The 22,484-nt window shown below is 45.3% G+C and carries 13 protein-coding genes; 10 read left to right on the top strand and 3 right to left on the bottom strand.

The annotated features are described in order from the left end of the window. Nucleotide 1: 1 nt before the first annotated feature. Together gnd and uxaC are read left to right on the top strand one after the other, a co-directional pair. The gene (gene gnd, locus STSP1_RS01965) at nucleotides 2-1,453 is read left to right on the top strand and encodes a decarboxylating NADP(+)-dependent phosphogluconate dehydrogenase (protein WP_085754741.1); all 1,452 of its coding nucleotides are present in this window, start codon (nucleotides 2-4) and stop codon (nucleotides 1,451-1,453) included. Between the two features lie 27 nt (nucleotides 1,454-1,480). Continuing rightward, nucleotides 1,481-2,890, top strand: coding sequence for a glucuronate isomerase (uxaC, locus tag STSP1_RS01960; RefSeq protein WP_085754740.1), 1,410 nt, complete (start codon nucleotides 1,481-1,483; stop codon nucleotides 2,888-2,890). A 175-nt stretch (nucleotides 2,891-3,065) separates the two neighbouring features. Here uxaC and STSP1_RS01955 read toward each other — a convergent pair whose 3' ends face one another. Next, a complete protein-coding gene (locus STSP1_RS01955) occupies nucleotides 3,066-4,304 on the bottom strand; it encodes an IS256 family transposase (RefSeq protein ID WP_161491560.1) in 1,239 nt (412 codons plus the stop codon). Between the two features lie 147 nt (nucleotides 4,305-4,451). Between STSP1_RS01955 and STSP1_RS01950 the strand changes: the two genes are divergently transcribed. The 6 genes from STSP1_RS01950 (at nucleotide 4,452) to STSP1_RS01925 (ending at nucleotide 15,823) form a co-directional block, all read left to right on the top strand. Further along, nucleotides 4,452-4,997 carry a hypothetical protein gene (locus STSP1_RS01950; protein WP_085754738.1) on the top strand — a complete coding sequence of 182 codons (546 nt, stop codon included), beginning with the start codon at nucleotides 4,452-4,454 and terminating at the stop codon, nucleotides 4,995-4,997. A gap of 622 nt (nucleotides 4,998-5,619) precedes the next feature. Then, nucleotides 5,620-11,901 carry a CARDB domain-containing protein gene (locus STSP1_RS01945; RefSeq protein ID WP_085754737.1) on the top strand — a complete coding sequence of 2,094 codons (6,282 nt, stop codon included), beginning with the start codon at nucleotides 5,620-5,622 and terminating at the stop codon, nucleotides 11,899-11,901. A 99-nt stretch (nucleotides 11,902-12,000) separates the two neighbouring features. Next, nucleotides 12,001-13,032, top strand: coding sequence for a 3-deoxy-7-phosphoheptulonate synthase (locus tag STSP1_RS01940; protein ID WP_085754736.1), 1,032 nt, complete (start codon nucleotides 12,001-12,003; stop codon nucleotides 13,030-13,032). A gap of 43 nt (nucleotides 13,033-13,075) precedes the next feature. Continuing rightward, complete coding sequence (hisA, locus tag STSP1_RS01935; protein ID WP_085754735.1) at nucleotides 13,076-13,795, top strand: 1-(5-phosphoribosyl)-5-[(5-phosphoribosylamino)methylideneamino]imidazole-4-carboxamide isomerase; 720 nt, start codon at nucleotides 13,076-13,078, stop codon at nucleotides 13,793-13,795. Beyond that, nucleotides 13,792-15,015, top strand: coding sequence for a ribosome small subunit-dependent GTPase A (gene rsgA / locus STSP1_RS01930; protein WP_085754734.1), 1,224 nt, complete (start codon nucleotides 13,792-13,794; stop codon nucleotides 15,013-15,015). The genes hisA and rsgA overlap by 4 nt, the downstream gene beginning before the upstream one ends. A 13-nt stretch (nucleotides 15,016-15,028) precedes the next feature. Then, the gene (locus STSP1_RS01925) at nucleotides 15,029-15,823 is read left to right on the top strand and encodes a M48 family metallopeptidase (protein WP_085754733.1); all 795 of its coding nucleotides are present in this window, start codon (nucleotides 15,029-15,031) and stop codon (nucleotides 15,821-15,823) included. On the opposite strand, the gene STSP1_RS01920 is transcribed toward STSP1_RS01925, so the two are convergent. Beyond that, a complete protein-coding gene (locus tag STSP1_RS01920; protein WP_085754732.1) occupies nucleotides 15,809-17,503 on the bottom strand; it encodes an ATP-binding protein in 1,695 nt (564 codons plus the stop codon). The genes STSP1_RS01925 and STSP1_RS01920 overlap by 15 nt on opposite strands. A gap of 112 nt (nucleotides 17,504-17,615) precedes the next feature. Further along, nucleotides 17,616-19,055 carry a sodium:solute symporter family protein gene (locus tag STSP1_RS01915; protein ID WP_085754731.1) on the bottom strand — a complete coding sequence of 480 codons (1,440 nt, stop codon included), beginning with the start codon at nucleotides 19,053-19,055 and terminating at the stop codon, nucleotides 17,616-17,618. Between the two features lie 383 nt (nucleotides 19,056-19,438). Between STSP1_RS01915 and STSP1_RS01910 the strand changes: the two genes are divergently transcribed. Continuing rightward, on the top strand, nucleotides 19,439-21,658 hold the full coding sequence (locus STSP1_RS01910; RefSeq protein ID WP_161491559.1) for a glycoside hydrolase family 76 protein: 2,220 nt from the start codon (nucleotides 19,439-19,441) through the stop codon (nucleotides 21,656-21,658). A 186-nt stretch (nucleotides 21,659-21,844) separates the two neighbouring features. Next, complete coding sequence (gene rpsD / locus STSP1_RS01905; RefSeq protein WP_123806948.1) at nucleotides 21,845-22,459, top strand: 30S ribosomal protein S4; 615 nt, start codon at nucleotides 21,845-21,847, stop codon at nucleotides 22,457-22,459. Nucleotides 22,460-22,484 lie beyond the last annotated feature (25 nt).

Here is a 22,484-nt window from a genome sequence, read left to right as displayed (position 1 = left end):
TATGGCAAAAGCAGATATCGCAGTGGTAGGTTTGGCAGTGATGGGCGAAAACCTTATTCTCAATATGGAAAGCAAAGGGTTTACCGTTGCCTGTTATAACCGCACGGTTTCAAAAGTTGATAATTTTATGAGCGGCAGAGCCAAGGGAAAAAATATAATCGGCTGCCGAAGCATGGAGGAGCTGCTCAGCTCGCTGAAATCCCCGAGGAAAATTATGCTTATGGTGAAGGCGGGCAAGCCTGTAGATGCCTTCATTGAGCAGGTTCTCCCGCATCTAAACGACGGAGACATAATAATAGACGGGGGCAACAGCCATTTTCCCGATACTATCCGCAGAACTGAATACGTAGAGAGCGAAGGCAAGCTCTATATCGGTACAGGCGTTTCCGGAGGCGAGGAGGGAGCTCTTTTAGGCCCTTCAATAATGCCCGGCGGAAGCCCCAAGGCTTGGGAGCATGTAAAGCCGATATTCCAGAAGATCTCTGCTCATACAGATAAGGGCGAGCCCTGCTGCGAATGGGTTGGTGAAAACGGGGCAGGCCATTTCGTGAAGATGGTGCACAACGGCATCGAATACGGCGATATGCAGATGATCTGCGAAACATATCAGCTTATGAAATACGGCCTTGGAATGAGCAACGAAGAGATGAAAGATGTGTTCACAGAGTGGAATGAAGGCGAGCTGGATTCGTATCTCATCGAAATCACCCGTGATATACTCGGCTACAAAGATGAAAACGGTGATTATGTTTTGGATTTAATCATGGACACTGCTGGCCAGAAAGGTACAGGCAAGTGGACAGCGATAGCTGCCCTTGATGTAGGTCAGCCGCTTACTCTGATAGGCGAGGCCGTTTTTGCGCGTTGTCTTTCTGCGCTCAAGACTGAACGCGTTGAGGCTTCAAAGCAGCTTTCCGGCCCTTCTCTTCAGTTTGAAGGTGATAAGCGGAAAATGATTGATGATTTGCGAAAGGCTCTCTATGCCTCGAAGATTGTAAGCTATGCACAGGGCTATCAGCTTATGCGAGCTGCAGCGGCTGAATACGGCTGGAATCTCAATTACGGCGGAATCGCTTTGATGTGGCGGGGCGGCTGCATTATTCGGTCGGTATTCCTCGGCAAGATAAAAGAGGCCTTCGAAAAGAATCCTGAGCTCTCTAACCTCCTGCTCGATCCTTTCTTTGCAGAGGCTGTTCAAAACGGGCAGCAGGCTTGGAGGCGAGTGGTTACAACTGCCGTTCAGAAGGGTATTGCTGTGCCTGCAATAAGCAGCGCGCTTGCATTTTACGACGGCTACCGCAGCGAACGCTTGCCCGCAAATATGCTTCAGGCACAGAGAGATTACTTCGGAGCTCACACATACGAAAGAATCGATAAGCCTCGTGGCGAATTTTTCCATACCAACTGGACTGGACGCGGCGGAGAAACCGCTTCTTCAAGCTATATTGTTTAGGAAATTCTCCCAGAAAGGAAAAGCGGTATGGACAACTTTATAACAGATAATTTCCTCCTGCAAACTAAAACCGCCCAAAGGCTTTATCACGAATTCGCTAAGGATTTGCCTTTATTTGATTATCACTGCCATCTGCCGCCGAAGCTGGTTGCAGATGATGCTCAGTTTGAAAATATTTCTCAGGCATGGCTCGCCGGCGATCATTACAAATGGCGGGCAATGCGGACTAACGGAGTAGATGAAAAATTTGCCACTGGAAACGCCTCAGACCGCGAGAAATTCCAGAAATGGGCGGAAACGATTCCATACGCCCTCAAAAATCCGCTGCACCATTGGACCCATCTTGAGCTTAAGCGATATTTCGGGATTGATGAGCTTCTCTCTCCGGCCTCAGCAGACAGGATTTACGATAAAACCAGCGAGATGCTGAGAAGCAGTGAGTACAGCACCCGCAATCTAATGCGGATGATGAATGTTAAAGCTGTCTGCACTACAGATGATCCAACAGACAGCTTGGAGCATCACAAGAAAATTGCTGAGGACGGGTTTGAGATAAAAGTTCTCCCAACATGGCGGCCGGATAAGGCGATGGGAGCAGAGGATACCGGCAAGCTGATTCAGTGGATAGATAAGCTCAGCGAAACAACGGATACCGAGATAACAGATTTCGATGCATATCTCGAAGCTCTAAATAATCGCCACAGCTTTTTCCATGAAAACGGCTGCCGGATATCAGACCACGGTTTGGAAACGGTTTGCGCAGAGGATTACAGCGAAACGGAAATCAATTCAATATTCCAAAAGATTCTCTCGAAGAAAGAGCTTTCTTTCGACGAAGTGAGCAAATTCAAATCCGCAATGCTTTTTGAACTTGCAGTGATGAATCATTCCAGAGGCTGGGCACAGCAGCTTCATCTCGGTGCGCTCCGGAACAATAATTCGAAGATGTTCAATGCCCTAGGCCCTGATACGGGGTTTGATTCAATTCTTGATGCAGAAATTGCTAAGCCGCTGTCAAAATTCCTGGATAGATTAAACAGCAAAGACAGCTTGGCAAAAACCATAATCTACAACCTGAACCCAAGAGACAACGAGCTTATCGGATCAATGATAGGCAATTTTCAGGACGGCAGCATCCCGGGCAAGATGCAGTTCGGTACGGCTTGGTGGTTTTTGGACAATAAATTCGGCATGGAAAGGCAGATTGAAGCACTATCCAGCCTTGGCTTATTGAGCAGGTTCATAGGAATGCTCACAGATTCACGAAGCTTTCTTTCCTATCCGCGGCACGAGTATTTCCGGAGGATTCTTTGTAATATCCTCGGCAGCGATATAGAAAACGGTATTGTCCCCGAAGATATCGACTCTCTTGGAAGGATGGTGCAGGATATCTGCTTTAAAAATGCAGAAAATTACTTTCAGATAAACCTAACCTGAACAAATACAACCTTTTTCATTATTACCTTCTTGGGCGGAGCTTAAGCTTCGCCTTTTTTTTGTAAAAAATTTGGTCTCATAGATATTAATAATGGCCAGTGAGATAAAATTAGAGGCAGTGTCCCAAATTGTGTGTCTGAAGGATCTTTTCAGCATTTATGCTTAGCTCCTTATTTCACCTCAGGGTACCCTGAGGTGAAATTTTCCGCCTTTCTTTTGCCATTGTATCAAGTTCATCCTTGCATGCAAACAGACTCGTAACTTTATACCTCATCAATTTCGTCTCACTGTGCTCCATTAAACGGGCGCAGATCAGATTCAACGCACTTTCTTCTGTAGGAAAGCTGCAGCGTATTTTAACGGTTCTCCTGATTATCCTGTTAAGAGCCTCTATCCAATTGGTGGTGTACATCATACGATGCAGTTTAGTCGGATATTTCAAATATGTGAAATAATCATCCCTCTCCTGCTCAGGGAAAATATTCTCAAAACTGCTGTACTTCTTTGCCCATTTCTTCACAAATTTATCCAGCTCGCATTTACCATCTTCTAAACGGTAGCTGCCATCTTCAAGCTTGAAGACCGCTTTGAAATCTGAGGCAACTTCCTTCTTGTCATTTTGGCGAACCTTGCTGAGTACATTGCGAAGCTTATGAATAAGACAACGTTGAAAATCGCTTGAAGGATAAACCCTGCTCACAGTTTCCGACAAACCCTTTAGACCATCTGCAGCAAAGCAAAGAACCTTCTTTACTCCACGCTCTTTGAGGTCTTTAAGAACTGAATGCCAGCCTTCGCTGCTCTCTTCTGGTATATTGTAAACACCTAATACATCTCGACTTAGGTCTTCCTTTAGCCCTAAAGCAACGTACATCGATTCATTGGAAACCTTGTCCCTGCGAAGCTTTACCTTTACCGCATCAATGTAAATGATGTACCAGTCTTCATCCAGCGGCCTGTTCTGCCAGAGCTTGCGGTATTCTGTGAAATTCGAGGTTATGCGAGATATGCTGCTCTTGGAGTAATTTTGCTCGAAAAGCTCCTGGAAAATCTCTTCGATCTTTCGAGTCGTAAGGCCTTTGCTGTATAACCTAAAGGCTAAATTATCATATTTGCCTCTCTGAGAATTTAACAGATCAAGAAAAAATGGCTGAAAATTACCAAGACGATCTCGGGGAATGTTTATCCTGAAAGTGGATTGCAATCCCTGGACTAAAGCCTGACGGTAACCATTACGCTTGTTGCTCGTGGATTTGTCTTTCCGGCAGCCGTTGACGTAACCCAAAAATTCATCCTGCTCGGCTTTGAGAATAGTCTCGAATGTAATCCGAATTGCATCTTCCAAACTTTTCCCGCTGTGGGCAAGAAAATCTTCAACCGCTTTTTCCAAAATTGTGTTATAATTCCTTTTCATAGGGGTTCCTTTTTGTTTAATTTGACTTTTTTTTAACATACTAAGCATATAGCTTAGAAAAGGAATCCCTTTTTCTTTAGACACACTAATTGGGACGGTCTCAAATTAGAAGAGCTAATAGATAAAATAACAGACCGAAGAGTGAAAATGCAGAAAGTTATAATATTATTTTCAGCGGCAATATTATTTCTCGCCCCTGTAGCGAAATCACAGGAGCTTGGAGCAAATTTTAATCAATTTTTAGGACGCCCTGTCGAATTTATTGAACAGATGGAGCAAAACGAGATTACTTATGTCCGTGCTTTTATAGACTTTATGGATTACTTTCTCATCCTTGATGAAGACAGAAAGATAAGCGGGGTGGATTTGGATGCTATTCGAAATCACAAGCCTTCAGAGCAATTTGCTGCTGTGAAAGACAAATCAAAAGGAAGGCTGAAGCTGATTTCAAGCTTTAAGATACGTTTCGATATCTGCAAGGGCGATGTTCCGCCGCTTCATTCTCAGCAGATGGAATATGTGTTTACTGCTGCTGAGGAATTTCTCAAATCTTACAATATTGGCGAAAAAATCAGCATACTCGTGATGGGCAATGAGCCAATGTTTGCATCTGGAAGAGATTCCAAAGACTACGCCCAATTTATCAACGAGCTGGCTGACAGAATCGCCGGCTGGAAAAAGAAATACGGCTGAAATTTTCTGGTATTTGCCGGTTCACTTAACAAAGTGTCATTCAGCAAGCACCCGACAATTCCCGAAGTTATTAAAGTTGCAAAGAGAAACACTAACATAGACGGCCTCGATATTCATATACATGCTCGCGAAAGAAAACATTTATGGGAGGATTTTAGGTTTATTCGTGAGAAAGCCGTCCATGGTATCCTGAAGACTGGTACAAGACCTTTTATGATGCCTGCAAAAAATATGATGTGTTCGCAACATCAGGGCGGACATTCTGTGATATGGGAGCTAAAAAGTTTACCGAAGACAGCAAGATGTGGTGCTTGGGATCTGTATTCAGCGGCAAATTTATGGGGAAAAACGAAGACAGCGATCAAAATCCAAGCCCTCTATTATACCCTGAATTTAAGGCGTCTGTCGAGGAAGCGGGACAATTGCAATCAAAGCAGTCTGAATAATTTTAGTTTTCATCCTTAAAAATTCCCTGTTTCATACCTTTTTGCGGAGCATTAACTGCCGGCTTGCATACTTTTTTGGCGATTTAGCGGTATTAATTCTTGTTATTAAGCCGCAGAATGATAAAATACCTGAGTATTAGTTTTGATAAAAATTGTCTCAAAAACGGAGTGAAATTATGAATCGAATCGTTGTTTTGTCGCTCGCTTTGGTTATGGTTTTCAATGCTGGAGCTATTGCTTACAGCGGAGGAAACGGAAGCGCTTCTGCACCTTATGAAATTTCTACCGCAGAAGATCTTTTCAACCTCTCCCAAGAGAGTTCAGACTGGTCATCCCATTTCATCGTTACTTCTGATCTGGATCTGTCGGGGTTTCCTGATATCACAATCGGCGATTCAGGCACACCTTTCACCGGAAGCTTTGACGGAGGAACTTCATCTGGCGGCCTTACTGTATTAGGCGGTTACATTTACCAGAAAGGTTACGAGATAAGCGGCTTAAGCACAACAGGAGAAGGCCTTTTCGGGGTAATAGGTGCAGGCGGAGAAGTGAAAAATATACTTCTGGTTGATCCTTTAGTGCAGGCTGGAGACAGTACTGATAATGTTGGTGCTGTATGCGGCGAAAATGACGGCGGCTCAATCTTAGACTGCTCAGCTGTTAAGTCTGAGTTTGCAGATCCTAATACAGTGAACGTATCCGGCGATGATTCTATCGGCGGTATATGCGGCTATAATTCTGGCGGCACCATCACGGGCTGTTTCTCTTCTGTTAATATAGAAGGTGATTCTATGGTGGGCGGAATTGTCGGTGAGCAGAAAAATTCATCCCAGATAAGTGAAAGTGCTTCTGCGGGTGTTCTGAATGCTGGTAGCTCTTTTTCATCAAAGGCAGGCGGTATTGTTGGAGAAAACAGCAACAGTGATATTCTTAACTGCTACTCATTTGCAGAGATTACAGGCCCAAGGTACACAGGGGGAATTATAGGTTCCAATACCTCTGGCACGATTGCCCAATGCTATTGGGCAGGCCCTTCTCTAAGCTTTGATTTATATGGCGGCGGCGTTGTGGGAGACAGAAGCTCCGGCGCATTCTCAGGCTGCCTCTTTGATAATACCAAGGGCGAAGGGCTTACTGGTGTTGGTTCAGGGGCCAGCGTTGGAATTGAAGGCAAGACAAACGAGCAGCTCAGGCAGTATGATACATACAATACTGCCGGATATGATTTTGAAAATATTTGGCTAATTGTGGATGGCAATGATTTTGCGAGGCTTGATGACACCGGCTTCCAGCCGCCCCAGCTTCCAAATCTTGAACCCGCTGTTACCAGCGGAACATCTCTAAGCGTTGGTACAGGAGACAGCTTTGATATAAGCTATTCAGAGATAAATGACGGAACTGCCTCGGCCCTCCCGCATTCAGTGAAAGTTTACTATAACAATGTTGACAGCGGATGGGATTCAATCCTCGGTACTCAGGGCAATATTTCAGAAGGCAGCCCCGGCTACGTTGATTCCGTCGCTGTGCCTGAGCTCGAAATTGACGCTTCATACAACGGCAGCTTCACCCTTACTGCTTCCGATAATGGAAATATGCTTTACTTTAGAATATACAGCGACGGGGACGAGGAGCTTCTGGAATTCAGCGAGCTGGATAACTATTCTCAAACTGTTACAGTTGAAGTGGTTCCCTCGCCGGAACTGAGCATTACATCAGTTAGCCCTGAAACGCAGATGGTTGAACCTGACAGCTCAACAAGTATTGATGTTACGATTGAGAACGATGGGCCTGCTGTTACAGGAGATTTCGACCTTTCTCTTTATTATTCATCTGAACCTGTCAGTAATTGGCCTGATGCAATAGCAGACTCTTCAGCAGAACATATCAGTACTCAGGTTATAAGCGGCATAGGGGAGCTCTCTGCCTCTACTGAGACCTTCAACTTTAATTCAGGAACGCAGGCAGGCCTTGGTTATTATGCCTTTATGGTTGATTCTGGTGAGGCTGTGAGCGAATCTGACGAGAGCAACAATTTCTCCACTGCTTCTACAGATTCAGGCGATATTGAAATAACAGTACTCTCCGGGATAGATCTGACAGTACCAAGCGGTTCTTCAGAGCTGCCTGATATCTATGCAGGCGAGCAGATGCAGATTACCTCATCTATTGAAAATACTGGTCAGAATCCGGCAGGAGCGTTTGAAGCAGCTCTTCAAAGCTCTCAAGACGGGGTAAACTGGACTGATATAGATACAGTTTCGGTTTCATCTCTTTCAGCGGGAGCGAATATCTCTAAAGAATTTACATATACCGCACCTGAACAGGCAGGTGCATATCAGCTTAGAATACTGGCCGATTCAGGCGAGGCGGTTCCGGAAGACAGCGAAAACAACAACACTTGGGATACAGGCGGGGTTACAGTTTTAGATACCATAGACCTCACTGCTGAATTCACAGGTGATTCAGTTATAAACGGAGCTGAACCTTCCCAGAGCCTTTCTATACCATTTACAGTAACAAACAGCGGAAGCGGCGCGACCGGCAGTTCATTTACTACCACCCTGTATATGAGCGAAGATCCGCAGAGCTGGGGCTCAGCAGCAGCGGTTGCTGACGTGTCCAGCGGTGAGCTTGAGGCAGGGGCATCATTAAATGAACAATTTGATATTACCCTGCCTGAACAGGAAGGCACCTACTATTTCCGAGCTCTTACTGATTCAGCCGGTGAGGCAGCGGAAGTTCCTGCGCCGGCAAATGAAAATAACAACTGGACGCCAGATTATATTACTGTAGATATTCCTCCGGTAGTTGACCTTACGCTGTCCAATGTGCCTTCAGGCCTCGGACAGGTTTATTCAGGTGAATCGGTAGATTTCAGCATAACTGTATCGAATGGAAGAACCGGCGAAGCCTCAGCATTTGATGTAAAAGTTTATCTAAAGAAGGCGGATACTAGCTGGTTTGAAGTTGCTTCAGAGGGTGTCATAGCCCTTGCCGGAAATTCCTCAGAGCAGGTAAGCTTCAGTTTTTCTCCTGATACAGCAGGAACTTATCAGGTGAAAGTGGCGGTTAATCCGGATCACGCAGTTGAGGAAGTTGACTATTCCAACAACGAACAGCTTGCAGGTGAGCTTGAAGTTCTAGAAAAGATTGATCTTGTCTCCTCGTTTGCTGATTATCTAACAAGCCCAATAAGCAGTCCTGCAGGAATGCAGGTTAATGTTCCGGGCGTAATAACAAATATGGGCACGGATACAGCTCTTCCGGAATCAGGGAAGATTGTAACATCGCTTCTGCTTTCCGATGTTTCCGGGGATTGGGGCTCTGCTCAGCATGCAGCCAGTTTCGAGAAAAGTTTCGTTCTTGCAGGCGAGCCGTCGAACGGTAATTTCCAGTTTACTGCCCCTGTTACTCCAGGCGAATATTTCCTGAAAACTCAGGCCGATTCAAGTGCTGTGGTTGATGAGTTTGACGAAACAAACAACCTCTCAGATGAGGTGATAACTCTCAACGTTCTTCCAAATATTGATCTGGCAGTAACTGACTACCCCCAAAGCGGGACATCCGCTTTTCTAAACGGGGATGTGAATGTTAGCTCTGTGATCACTAATCTGGGTGTTAACACTGCCGGTGAGTTTGATGTTGAGATTTACAAATCTTCCAGCCCAATTGATGACTGGGAATCTCTCAGCCCTTCAGATTCTATCACGGTTTCATCGCTGGCTGCTCCTGAAAGCGCTAATGCTGATTTCAGCTTCCCTGTAACCGAAACTGAAGCACAAACTGTTTACCTGCGAATTAAAGCAGACAGCGGCTCGGCAATTGAAGAAACAGGCGAGGTGAACAACTGGTCTGAGGTTTTTGAGCTTGAAATTAAGCCTGATGTTGATCTTTCCGCAGATTCTTCAGTTGAATCAGCTGAAGTTCCAAGCGGCGGAGCTGTAGAATTCGATATTACCGCATCTAACAGCGGCAGCTCAGATTCAAAAGCTTTTGAGGCCGCAGTATATATCTCAGATCAGGATTCCGGCTGGGATACTCTTGAGGCCTCTGATATCGTTTACAGCGACCAGATCATCGGCGTTACTGCCGGCGGCAGCGAGACTATGCAGGTAAGCTTCTCTTCTCCTGCCTCTGCCGGTACTTATTATCTCAAGGCTAAGGTTGATAATGCAGAAGCGATAGACGAGACAGATGAAACCAACAATTGGAGCGAAACTGTAACGCTTACTGTACCTAAAGAGATAGATCTTACCGCAGCAATAGATGAGGGAATGATAACCGCCTACGAGGGCAATGAGCAGACACTCGGCTTCTCGGCAGACTGCGAAGGGAATGCTCCTGCTGAAAACTTTAAAGTATCGCTATATTACAGTGAAACAGAAGGAGACTGGCAGAATGCTGAGCTCCTTGATGAAGAAGTGCTCAGCTCTCTGGCTCAGGGAAGCAGTTATAACGGCGAATTTACATTCGATCTACCGCCCGTTAATTCTGCATACTATCTAAAGGCGATGGTTGATTCTGCGGATACTGTTGTCGAGACAGACGAAGCTAACAACTGGTCTGCCTCCGAGCAGATAGAAGTATTGTTTACATATTCAGGCGGATACGGAACAGAGTATGCACCTTATCTGATTGAAACTCCGCAGGACTTTGCTGATCTAACTGAATCTGTCCTCCAGCTCAATGCATACTATGTATTGCTGAATGATATCGATATGACAGGATTTACTGTGGGCTCTGTCGGCTCTGCCTCAATGCCTTTTGCGGGCGAAATGAACGGTAATTTCAAAGTTATCAGCAATCTCAATGTAGTTGAAGATGGCAAAACCGCACCTTTCGCGGCTGTTACAGGCAGTGTTAAGAATATGGGAATTGATAATTCATCCGTAACCTCTAACACCGATTCGGCAGCCGGCTTTGCTGTACAGCTCAGCGATGCGGTAATCGAGGATGTTTTTGCGATAGCAGACGTTGAAGGAACAAAAGCCTACGGGTTTGCAGAATCCGTTTCAGGAGCGGCTCTCCGGCGCTGCGTTAGCTTAGGAACTCTTCTTTATTCTGAAGAGAGTGCAGGCTTCGTTGGAACTGTTACAGACGGGGCAGCAGCATCACTGATTGAAAACTGCTACACCAGCAGTCTTGCTGATTCCGGATCCACAGGTACTTTCTACGGATTCTATACTACGCTTGCCGGCTCTTCAGAAGTAAACAGCTGTTTCTGGAACAGCGAGCTGGGCGGACAGGCCAGCCCTGGAGCTGCAGGCCTCTCTGATTCTGAAATGAAGAAAGAAGCCAATTTCAAAGCAGCGGGCTGGGATTACATTGATGAAACAGCAAACGGCGAAGAAGACTATTGGTACACCGCTGAAAGCGGATATCCTGAATTCACATGGACAATCTTCAGCGGCGGAGCAGGAACGGATGCCAATCCGTTCGTGATATCATCTGCTGAAGATATGGAAAAACTCGCAGCAGAAAACGGTTTCTGGAAATACAGCTTCGCACTTGGAACAGATATCGACATCTCCGAAGCTGCTCTTACACCTATAGGCAATGAATCAGTGCCGTTCACTGGAGATTTCAGCGGCGATGGATATGCGATTTCCGGCTTCACCTGCAATGCCCTTGAAAACGGTTTATGCGGGCTGTTTGGCGTAAATGAGGGTTCTCTGGACTGGATCACCCTTGAGGATGTAAACATAAACATTACAGCCGAAGAAGCAAACGCTGGTGCTCTTGCAGCCGTAAATAAAGGCCTTATAAGCCAGTGCGAGGCAATGGGCAATATTACAATTGCCGGCGAATATAACAATGCAGGTGCGATAGCAGCTGTAAATGAGGCCGCTGGAACAATTGCAGGATGTTTTGCAGACTGCCTGATGACAGCGGAAGGTGATCTTGATGCAGTTTCTCAGGTGGCAGGGTTTAACTCAGGGCATATAGAATCCTGCTATGCCGAGGGAACCATTAATGCAGATGCAGTGGCAGTGTTTGCAGGCTTCCTCTCAGGCATAAACGAAGGAACACTCTCAAACAGCTACACTGCTCAGAGCGTAACAGACGTATCGGGCGATAATATACTGGGAGCTCTTGCCGGAGCTAACATTAACGATTCTCCTGAAGCCCTCTCAGGCTGCATATTCAACAGCGACAATTCTGCTTACGGTGTTGGGGCAGGCGATTCAGCCGGAAGCGCCGGATACCCCCACAGTCAGATGACCGGCAGCGGTATATATCAGTCGGCAGGATGGGACAGCTCCCTCTGGTTCTTCACTTCAGACGCCTACCCAGAGCTGCTCTGGCAGGTAGATCAGTATTCAGATTTCCTCCTGCTTGCTGATAACTGGCTCGCAGAAGGCGAAGGTATCCCGGGAGACTTTAACAGCGACGGTGTTGTTAATTATCAAGACTTTGCTTATCTTGCCTCTGAGGTGCCTGCTGGAAATGTTGACTGAAATCAATAAATAAATAATATAAAGGCGGGCCAGCAGATTTGCAGGCTCGCCTTTTTTATTGCTTGGATGTACTGGTTTGAAATTTTTTAGGAAAATACAATGAGAGCAACTGATAATGTAAATATCGTAGCATTAAGAGAGCTTACAACCCCACGAGAGCTGAGAGAGGACTTACCAATAACTCAGAAGCAGGCGGATGTAGTTTTGAATGCACGCAAAAGCTTAAAAAATATTATATCTCATCTTGATAAGAGGATGGTGGCCATAGTAGGCCCATGCTCTATTCATAATGAAGATTCAGCAGTTGAATATGCTGAAAAACTTGCCAAAATTCAGGAAAAAACAAAAGACAAGCTCCTCATAGTCATGAGGGCGTATTTTGAAAAGCCCCGCACGACTATAGGCTGGAAGGGCCTGCTTTACGATCCAGAACTCAACGGCAGTTACAATATGAAGAAAGGTCTGCACTTAAGCAGAAAGATTATGCTTTCGATTCTCGATGCAGGTATCCCGATAGCCACAGAAATACTGGATCCAATTGTACCCCAGTATCTTACTGATCTTATTAGCTGGTCGGCGATTGGAGCAAGAACAAGCGAATCGCAAATCCACAGGCAGATGGTCAGCGGTCTTTCAATGCCTGTTGGATTCAAAAACTCCACAGATGGAAGCCTCTACACTTCCGCTCAGGCTATTAAAACTGCCAGAAATCCGCATTTCTTCTTTGGTATCAATATTGATGGGCAGGTGGCCCTCGCTGAAACAAAGGGCAACGCCTATACCCATTTCATCTTGAGAGGAGGATGCCTTGGCCCAAATTATGAGGTTGAGCATATAGCTTTCGCTGAGGCACTTCTTCGCAAGGAAAAAATCGGTTCGGGAATCGTTGTTGACTGCAGCCACGCTAATTCAAGAAAAGATTACAAAAAGCAGAGTAAAGTTCTGGATAATATAATAGAGCAGAAGCTCAGCGGCAATAAATCTATAGTTGGCGTAATGATAGAAAGCTTCCTTGAGCAGGGCAGTCAGAAGATTGGTTCGGGCAGACTCAAGCCAAACGTTTCAGTTACCGATTCCTGTATCGGCTGGGAGGAAACAGAGCAGCTCCTGATGAAACTGGCAGAGGTATAGCTTGATAAAGCGTAAATCTAAATCTAAGCAATTGGAAACTTTAATGGATGTTCTTCCTGCAATAGACCTTATCGACGGCAAATGCGTGCGTCTTGTTCAAGGCGATTATGAGAAAAAAATAACATACAAAGACGACCCTTCAGATCAGGCCAAAGACTTTGCAAAGGCCGGTGCGAAATGGATTCATCTTATAGACCTCGACGGAGCAAAGCAGGGCAAGCCTGTAAATCTTAAAACTGTTAAGAAAATTGCCAAAGGCAGGCTCAATGTTGAATTCGGCGGCGGTGTTAGAAACGAAGACTCAATTAAGATTCTCCTGGATGCAGGCGTATCAAGGATAATAATAGGAACAAGAGCAATCAGAGAATTCGACTGGTTCACCCAGATGGCAGAGAAATATCCAGATAAGCTCGTTCTGGGGCTTGATGCAAGGGGAGATAAGATTGCAACTCACGGCTGGCTTGAAAACACAGACTTGGAGCTTATTGAGTTTGCAAGGAAGGCGTCTGCGCTGCCAATCAATTCAATAATTTATACCGATATCTCCAAAGACGGCACGCTGGAAGGGCCAAATCTTGAACGAACCTCGAATCTTGTTAAATCGGTGGATTCATCCGTTATAGCCGCAGGCGGTGTTACCTGCGTAGATGACATTACTAAACTTGGAGAGGCAGGGGTAGCCGGGGCCGTTATTGGAAGGGCTCTGTATGAAGGAACTATCACTTTAAAGGGTGCTATTGAGGCAGCAGGTAATAAAGGTTGAAAAAAAGCAAACGCAAATTTTTCCAGCAGCAGCTTAAAAAGCTGAACGAAAGTGAAAAAAAACAGCTCTACAAAAGAGCTGCAAATTTGCGTAAAGCCTCTCAGGTGGGAGCGATGAACAGGAAACACTCATTCAGAAGCAAAATAGATCACCGCAGCAATTGGGATAATGTTACAAATTTTGAAAAAAAGAAAAAAGCTCCCAAAATGGACATCGACGATTGGGCGCTGAAGGTTCTTGAAGAGGAGGGGATCCAGACACTCAGAGAAACTTGCAGGCACAGGGAGGACTTAGGGGAATACAGCGAGAAGCATTACGGAATGATAGAGGAAGTGATGCCGGCAGAATGTTTGGTGTATTCCGAGGGCAGCGATGTAAGGTGTATAATTGGCCCTGAATTTTCAATGACCCAGAAGAGCGATCTGGCTGTTGGTGATAATGTTTACTTCTCATATTCTAAGCACGGTACTGCAGTGCTTCATAGCGTGGAGCAGAGAAAGTCCTGCATATCACGCCCAGACCCGACAAAAGCAGGAATAGAGCGCGTAACAGCAGCTAATGTAGATAAGGCTGTAATCGTAGCTGCAATCAAAAGGCCAGAGCTCAGGCCGAGCCTTATAGACAGATATTTGATAGCGGCGCAGAAGGGCGGTGTTGAGCCCGTTATATGCGTAAATAAAATCGACCTGATTAATGATTCTGCAAGAGAGAAGGAAATGGAGATCTTAAAGGCCTATCAGGAAATAGGGCTTGATGTTGTGGAATGCTCTGCGGAAAACGGTTCCGGTTTGTACGAGCTCAAAAAATCGCTGGCATCTTCGAGAAGTGTCTTCGTTGGCCACAGCGGCACGGGCAAAACCTCGCTCCTTAACCGGCTGTGCCCTAATGTGGATGCTCAAACCGGCTCAGTACATAACGGGACAGGACTCGGACGCCATACTACAAAAAATTCCAAGCTCTATCAGATTGAAAACAATATCTGGATTATTGACACGCCCGGAATAAGGGAATTCGGGCTTTGGGATATGAATCCTGATGATTTGAAATGGTATTTTGAAGAATTCGATTATTTTGCTGAAAACTGCCGATATTCAGACTGCTCCCATACTCACGAGCCAGGATGTGCTGTTAAACAAGCAGTTCAGAGCGGCGATATCAGCCGAACGAGATACGAGAGTTATCTGAGGATACTTGAAACTATATCTAAAAACAGCTCTTAACAAGGGGGTAATTATGGGTAAATTTTGTAAATCTGCGCCGATTATTCTAATTCCTTTGCTGATTGCCTGCAGCACTGTCCCGATTAGCAATCGCGATAGATTGAATTTCGTTTCTGATTCCAGAATCAATTCAATCGCTGCCCAGGAGTATCAGCAGTTTCTAAGCGAAAACAGACCAACGATAAATCAGAATCAGCAGCAGGTGAAACTGGTGAGAAAGGTTGGTTTTCGCATAAGAGATGCTGTTGAGAGGTACTTTATTCAAAACAATCAGCAAATAAGCTTCAGCTGGGAATTTAATGTAATCCAGAATTCACAGGCCAACGCCTGGGCAATGCCGGGCGGGAAGGTGATGGTATATTCGGGAATTTTTGAAAAAACACGCAATGAAGAAGGGCTTGCCGTGGTGATATCGCACGAAATAGCTCATGCCGCAGCAAAACATGGAGCGGAAAGGATGAGCCAGCAGACTCTCTTAAATCTCGGCGGTTATGCTTTGAGTAAAAGCGGGGCTGGTGAGGGGTTTATGAAGGCCTTTTCTATAGGAAGTCATTACGGGATTATGCTTCCATACAGCAGAAAGCATGAATACGAAGCAGACCATCTTGGCCTTATCTTTATGGCTATGGCAGGCTACGATCCGAAAGCTGCTGTTGATTTCTGGCAGAGGATGTCGGAGAATTCTTCGGCTGCCCCTGAATTTATGAGTACACACCCCTGCGACAGAAAAAGGATTCAGGCTTTAAAAGACCTTATGCCTGAGGCGAAAAGATACTATCGCCAAAGCATCAAATCAGGCAGGCAGTGAGAAGAAAAAGCTTGAGCCAACTCCCTGCTCTGATTTCACCCAGATTTTCCCCCCGTGCTGTTCAACAATACGTTTGCATATTGCAAGCCCTATACCGCTGCCTTCGTGTTCCTGCTGGGTATGCAGACGCTTAAAGGCGATGAAGATCTGGTTGTAGTATTGCTTCTCGATCCCGATTCCATTATCACGAACCTCAAACCGCCACATATTTTCCGTTTTTCTGCTTTCAATATGAACTGCCGGTTTTCGCCCTTCCGGCTGGTATGTTATTGCGTTGTGAATTAGATTAGTAAATAAGAGCTGCAGACGCATTTTATCGCCCTTAATCGCCGGCAAGTCGCTTACTTTAACTTCAGCGTTTTTCTCGTTTATTTCCTGCTGCAGATCTTTGATTGCCTGATCTACTATCAAGTTACACTCGCAATTTTCCGTTTCCAGCTCTGTGTTGCCTATGTTGGAGTATGAAAGCAGGGCTTTGAGCAGGCCTTTCATTCTTCTCGACCCCTGAACAGCATAGTCAATGAGCTGTTTGCCCTGCTCGTCGAGATTCTCGCTGTATTGATTTTCAAGAAGCTGAACGCAGCTTGTAACCGAGCGGAGCGGCTCCTGAAGATCGTGAGAGGCAACGTCTGCAAACCGGCGCAGCTCATCAAGAGATTTTTTCAGATCTCTTTCTGCTGCCTTTCGCATTTCAGTATCTTTTTGCAGCCGCTCGATCATAAGGTTGAATTCATGTCCGAGCAGATCAATCTCATCCTTGCCCTCTTCCTGCATCATTCGCACAAGAACACCGCTGTGCCGAATCTTTATGATATGATCGATTAGGGTTTCCAGCCTCTGGCCGATTGTTCTGTAAACAATAAAAAGAATCAAGAGCAGGGTAATAAGGCCGGTAACAATCTTTGTAAATATGTTTACTTTGTTCGCCGTGCTAGCTCTTGCTGCAATCGAAGAAGGCACTTCAACCTTCAGCGCATACTTCTCAGACTTGCCCAATCCGTCCAAAGCTATGTGTGCTATAAATTTTCCGCCTCCCTTTCTTCGGATATTGATTCCGCCTTCACTCTGTTCCTTTGAGAACGGGCCTTTTTCTTCAGGGACAATGTTGATTTTGTCGCCAGTTTTGCCGGATATCTCGCTGGCAATTTTCTTACCAAACAGCTCGCATACTATAACTGTACCAACTACCTGGCCATCACTGATTACCGGATCTGCTGAAATCAGAGTCATGCCCTGAGATGTCTTCGTCAGTCCATAACGCCTTGTATCGGTGTTGTTCAGGTTGAGATTTTTCTCCCTTATGAATTCCTCAGAAAAAACCTTGCCCCAATCTTCACCTCCGGAATTATAAACCACTTCTGAATTGATATTCAGTATTAATACATTTTCAAGTCTTGTAAGCTGTTTGATTTGCGATACAAGGTCCTTGTATTCATCTCCCCCGCTTTTAATAAAGTCTGCAGTGGCTTTGAGCTCGCCAAGCTCACGGGTTGTGTTGCGCAGACGTTTTCTGTCCTCTTCAATAGTTCCCGCATACCACATAAGGTATTTCTCAAGATTTTGCCTGTCGCTTTCAACCTGCGTTGATTCGGAGACAACCTTGTGAATACCGATGTCAACTATAACGTTTATGCCTATCATAAAGGCAACAACTAAAACTATTTTTGAGCCTATGGACATTAAAATCCTTAACTGTTGTTATATCAATACTTTTTAGTACGAATGATTATTGATTTTTCGTTCTCGATTGTCAATAAGACAATTGAAATAATTCTGATTATTTTGCAGTTTATCACACTTTGGCTGTACTTTTTTCTGGCATAGCAAAGGAAAAGGCTATGAAAAAGACAGCAGAAAGAAAAATACCGTATGCGCTGGGGTCGAGTCCGTATTTTGCAATCGGCTCAGGGAGCTTTACTACTTTCGTTAGCATCAGAAGCGTGGGAACTCCGCCTGCAAGCATTCCAGCTAGCGCACCGGCCGAGCTGGATTTCTTCCAGAAATACGCTCCGAGCGTTGGAATAAAGAGCCCCGATACCATAAACGAATATGCGTAAAGGATTGCGTTCAGTACAGTGCTGAACTGTGCGGCCAGTGTAACTGCAAGGGTTCCGATTACAAATGTAGCAGCCATAGAGAGCCTAACCGATGTTTTGTGAGATTTCTTTCCGATAATATGCCTTTCGAGCAGGTCGTTTACAAAATTACCAGAGGAGGCCATCATGCAGCTGTCCGCTGTTGACATAATTGCAGAGAAATACGAGGCGATAACGATACCGGTTACCCCTATCGGAAGCACATCCCTGATAAGCATCGGCAGGGCGGCTTCGCTGTCTGCCTCAGGATATATCACCCTTGCACACATACCGAGAAAAACGCCTGTAAACGCCATTACAGGATATTCGAGCAAGCCGGCGGTAAACCAAGCCTTTTTTGCATGTTTTTCATTTTTGCAGGCATAAATCCTTTGATAGAGCGTCATACCAATAAGCCAGATTGGTATTATCGTAACCATCCAGTTTATAAATGTAGAGGCTTCAATGTTGGTGAGGGTGAAATATTCTTTAGGCAGGGTTTCTCTTAATGCTGAAATACCGCCAATTTCTAAGAGCGTGGCGGGGATTGTGATGAAGATAAGCCCGCTGAGCAGTATCATCCACTGTATTGTATCTGTGTATATAACAGCTTTCAGGCCGCCGAAAACGGTGTAAACCACTGTTATTACAGCTATTACTAACAGGGAAAACAATATCGGATCCATGTCGAATGGGTTTTTCTGCAAAATTGTGGTAGAGGCGAGTTTGGCGCCTGCAAGCATCTGAGCACCGGTAAATCCGAGATAACCGATTCCAGATATTAATGCAGCTGCCAGTGCAACCTTGTCACTGTATTTACAGCGAAGGAAGTCCGGATACGTAAGATACCCTTCCTTTTCATCGAGCTTCTTGATCTTGGGTATTACAAACACTGCAGTAAGCCATGCGCCTATCAGACCGGTAAATAAAAGCCAGCTTCCCGATAGACCCATTGCAAATCCTACACCGCCAAGACCAATTGAGAACCCTCCGCCTACATCTGTTGCCACGATCGAAAAACCAACGTGCGATGCTTTGATAGACCTGCTGCCTACATAGTAATCTTCAGAGCTCTTATTTTTAAAGAAGTGGTAAAATCCAACCCCCAAAACGCAAATCATATAAATGCCGAATATAAGATAGTCTAAGATGTACATATAAAGCTGAATGCCCCCGAATTAAACAATAAAGCAGTCGTAGACACATAATTACCTCGTTCGCCGAGAACGCAATTCTAATATAATAATTATATTTGTCAAAAATGAGCTTATCGCTAGAATGCCTGTTATAAACAACATAACAATACACCAAGCTCAATTACGGATGAAACGGGAAGCTTACATTTAACATTTCAAAGAACAGCTTGCCAGTGTTTTTTGTATTTGTTGATAATTGCACTTAATTATTACTGATAACAGCAGGGTTATGAATGAAAAAAGTCATCTTAACAGGTTTTATCTTTTTTGCTTCAGTCAATCTGCTTTGTGATGAAGCGTTTGCACTCAAAAAGAGCAGGCTCCGCGAATGGGGTCAGGAAAGTATGAAAAAAATCAAGGGCGATTTCAGACTTCCAAACGGCCTATACTGCAAAACGCTATCTGACAGGACTTCTGCGTATGCATGGGGGCAGGGGATCGTTTTCGGAGCTTTAGCAGCAGCGGCAAGGGTTGATCAGAGCTATCTTGCTGAAGCAGAAGCCCTTGCGGATTTAATCCAGACAAACTACTGGTGCACCTCAGGCGGGCTTTCTGCTTATAATGCTTCAGCAGGCGGCTGCGGGGATAGATATACAGATGATAACGCATGGATTGTTCTTGCAATGCTCGAGCTCTATGATATTACCGGAAATGATGTATATATTCAGCGATCTGAGCAGGCTATGGATTTTATTATGGAATTCGAAAACGGCACTGCAAACACTCCAAGCGGCGGGATTCGCTGGCACGAATCTAACACTTGCGGAACAAGAACATGCTCAACAGCTCCGGTATGCCTTGCAAATTTAGTGCTCTACAGTAAAACATCCAAAGCCGAATACCTCCAAAACGGGCTTAGAATATATCAGTGGGCGCTTGACTATGGTTTACAGTCTGATAGGGGCACATTTTATGAAGGCGTGCATTGTAACGGCACTTTAGATTATGTTAAGCTCGGATATGACACTGCACCATTTCTGCAGGCGGCTGTTGAGCTTTATAAGATCACCGATGACCAGCAATACCTGAGGCAGGCCAAGAATATGGCTTATGCACTTGAAACTGAAATGATAAACGCTCGTACTAATGCCCTACATCAAACCGGCAAATGGGGCGGACATGATATGACAAATGCATTTGTTGATCTTTATGAGGTTGATCAAAATCAAAGATGGATAAATCTTGCAGCCGGCTATCTGAGATTTCTTCACGATAACTGTAAAACCGAAGGACGATATCCAGAAGACTGGAGCAGCACTAGCGGGGATTTCACTGACGACCTTATAGACCAAGCCTCTGCTGCAAGAGCGTATTGGACTCTCGCCAGGACTCAGGGAGGCGCAGCCCAGTTTTATCCTGCTGTTCTTTTTGACAGCTGCGGCTATCAGGGGTGGTCTCTAGGGCTTGATTACGGCAGCTATTCACTTGATGACCTGAAATTCCGCGGAGTATTGAATAATTCTGTTTCCTCTTTTCTTCTGGAAGATAATTGTTCTGTCAAGTTGTACGATGCCGGCAATTTCAGCGGCGAAACGCTCACTAAATCTCTCAGCGATAATTGCTTAAACTATGAAGGATGGGGTAACAGGGCTTCCTCTCTGAAGATTACAAACAGATGCCCGGTACATTCTATTACCCCTTTGGTAAAAACAGGCAGCAGTGATTGGGCTCAATCCTCTGTCTGCTATGCAGAGGTGGGGGATGCAGTAAGTTTTAAGGCTCAAACTGACGCAGTACATTGCAGCTGGAAAGGGCCTAACGGATTTACATCTTCCGAGAAAAGCATCACTTTCGAGCCTGCTTTGCTGATGCATTCGGGTGTTTATACCGCAGTCTGCACGAATTCTTGCGGAACTGTAAAGGAGAAGATGTTCAAACTTAATGTTTCCAACCCGGAAAACTTCCCGCATGAGCGGTCAAATCTGGCATTGAATAAGCAAGTTACTGCAGACAGCTATATCAGCGGAGAACACCCCGCACTGGCGGTTGACGGTTCTCTTCGAAGCAACAGTAAATGGTGCGCCAGTTCAGGACGCATAGAGCCTCATTGGCTTACAGTTGATTTGGGCGATTATTACGATGTGGACACATTTGTGATTGCCCATGCCGCAGCTGGAGGCGAATATCAAAGCTGGAATACAAGCGATTTCTGTATTCAGGCAAATCAAGATGGACAAGGCGGATGGGAGGATATTCTCTGCATTGAAGAGAATTCAGGCAGTATAACCAGAGCAGTTTTAGATGAGCCTAAAAGGATACGTTTCGTAAGGCTGCACATAACCGCCCCGACACAGGGGACAGACCCGGCGGTTCGAATTTATGAATTTCAGGTTTTCGAAGCTTTCTCAGAGCATTGCCTTAAGGCGGATATATCAGGCCCTGCCGGCCAGCCGGACGGCGCAGTGGATATGCAGGATTACTTCCTGATCTCCGAAAAATGGAGAGATGCAGACCAGACGGAAAATTATTTAGGTGATTTTAATGGAGACTCAGAGGTTAATTTGAATGATCTGCTCATTTTCTCTGACAGGTGGCTCAGCTGCATCGGTTCAGGCTGCCTTTAAAAAGCCAGTAGGGCGTTTCAATCTGTTATTTTTTCAAAAAAATGCTTGTTTTTCCTTGGTTAAATAATAAAATCCTCTTTTTCGTTGTGCCGAAGTAATCGGAAGTTCTGCTCCGAGAAAAAACGGCTGAATTAGAAAAGGGCTTCCCGCCCGTAAGCAGAACTTATCTTGAAGGAGATTGAATTTATGGGAAATTATACAGGACCAAAAGTAAAGCTCAGCAGGGCTCTTGGTGTGCCGGTAGCGGAAACGCCCAAGCACGTTAGCCCGAAGAAAACCAACCGCCCGGGAGCGCACGGCTACAGGAGGCAGAAGCCTACTCTTTACGGCGTTCAGCTTAAAGAAAAGCAGAAAATCGCCTACTACTACAATGTGAAGAACAACCAGCTTAGAAGGTATATGAAACTGGCTGAATCTTCCAAGGATGCCTCAGATAAAGTCTTCCAGACACTTCTGGAAACAAGGCTTGATAATGTAGTACGCAGGCTTCGCTGGGCAAGAACTATTTGGCAGGCCAGACAGATGGTATCTCACGCACATTTCAGACTCAACGGCCGCAGGGTTGATATTCCATCGGTTAGAGTGAAGCCGGGCGATGTGATCGAGGTTAAAGAAAGAAGCAAAAAGTTCGTTCAGCAGGCCGCAGAAGAGGCCGGTTCGCTCGGGCTCTCAGTGCCTGAATGGATTGCCTCAGACACTGGTAATATGAAGGCCTCCATCACAAGGCTTCCTGAATTTGATGAAGTCCGTCTTCCATTTGATGTGGACTTCTCAAAGATTATTGAGTTTTACACGCTTTAGGCTTTCAGCTTAAAAAAGACTTTCG

This window comes from Sedimentisphaera salicampi, assembly GCF_002117005.1.
Classification (GTDB): domain Bacteria; phylum Planctomycetota; class Phycisphaerae; order Sedimentisphaerales; family Sedimentisphaeraceae; genus Sedimentisphaera; species Sedimentisphaera salicampi.
The sequence above is the reverse complement of the archived record's forward strand: the minus strand, read 5'-3'. Positions and strand labels throughout refer to the sequence as shown.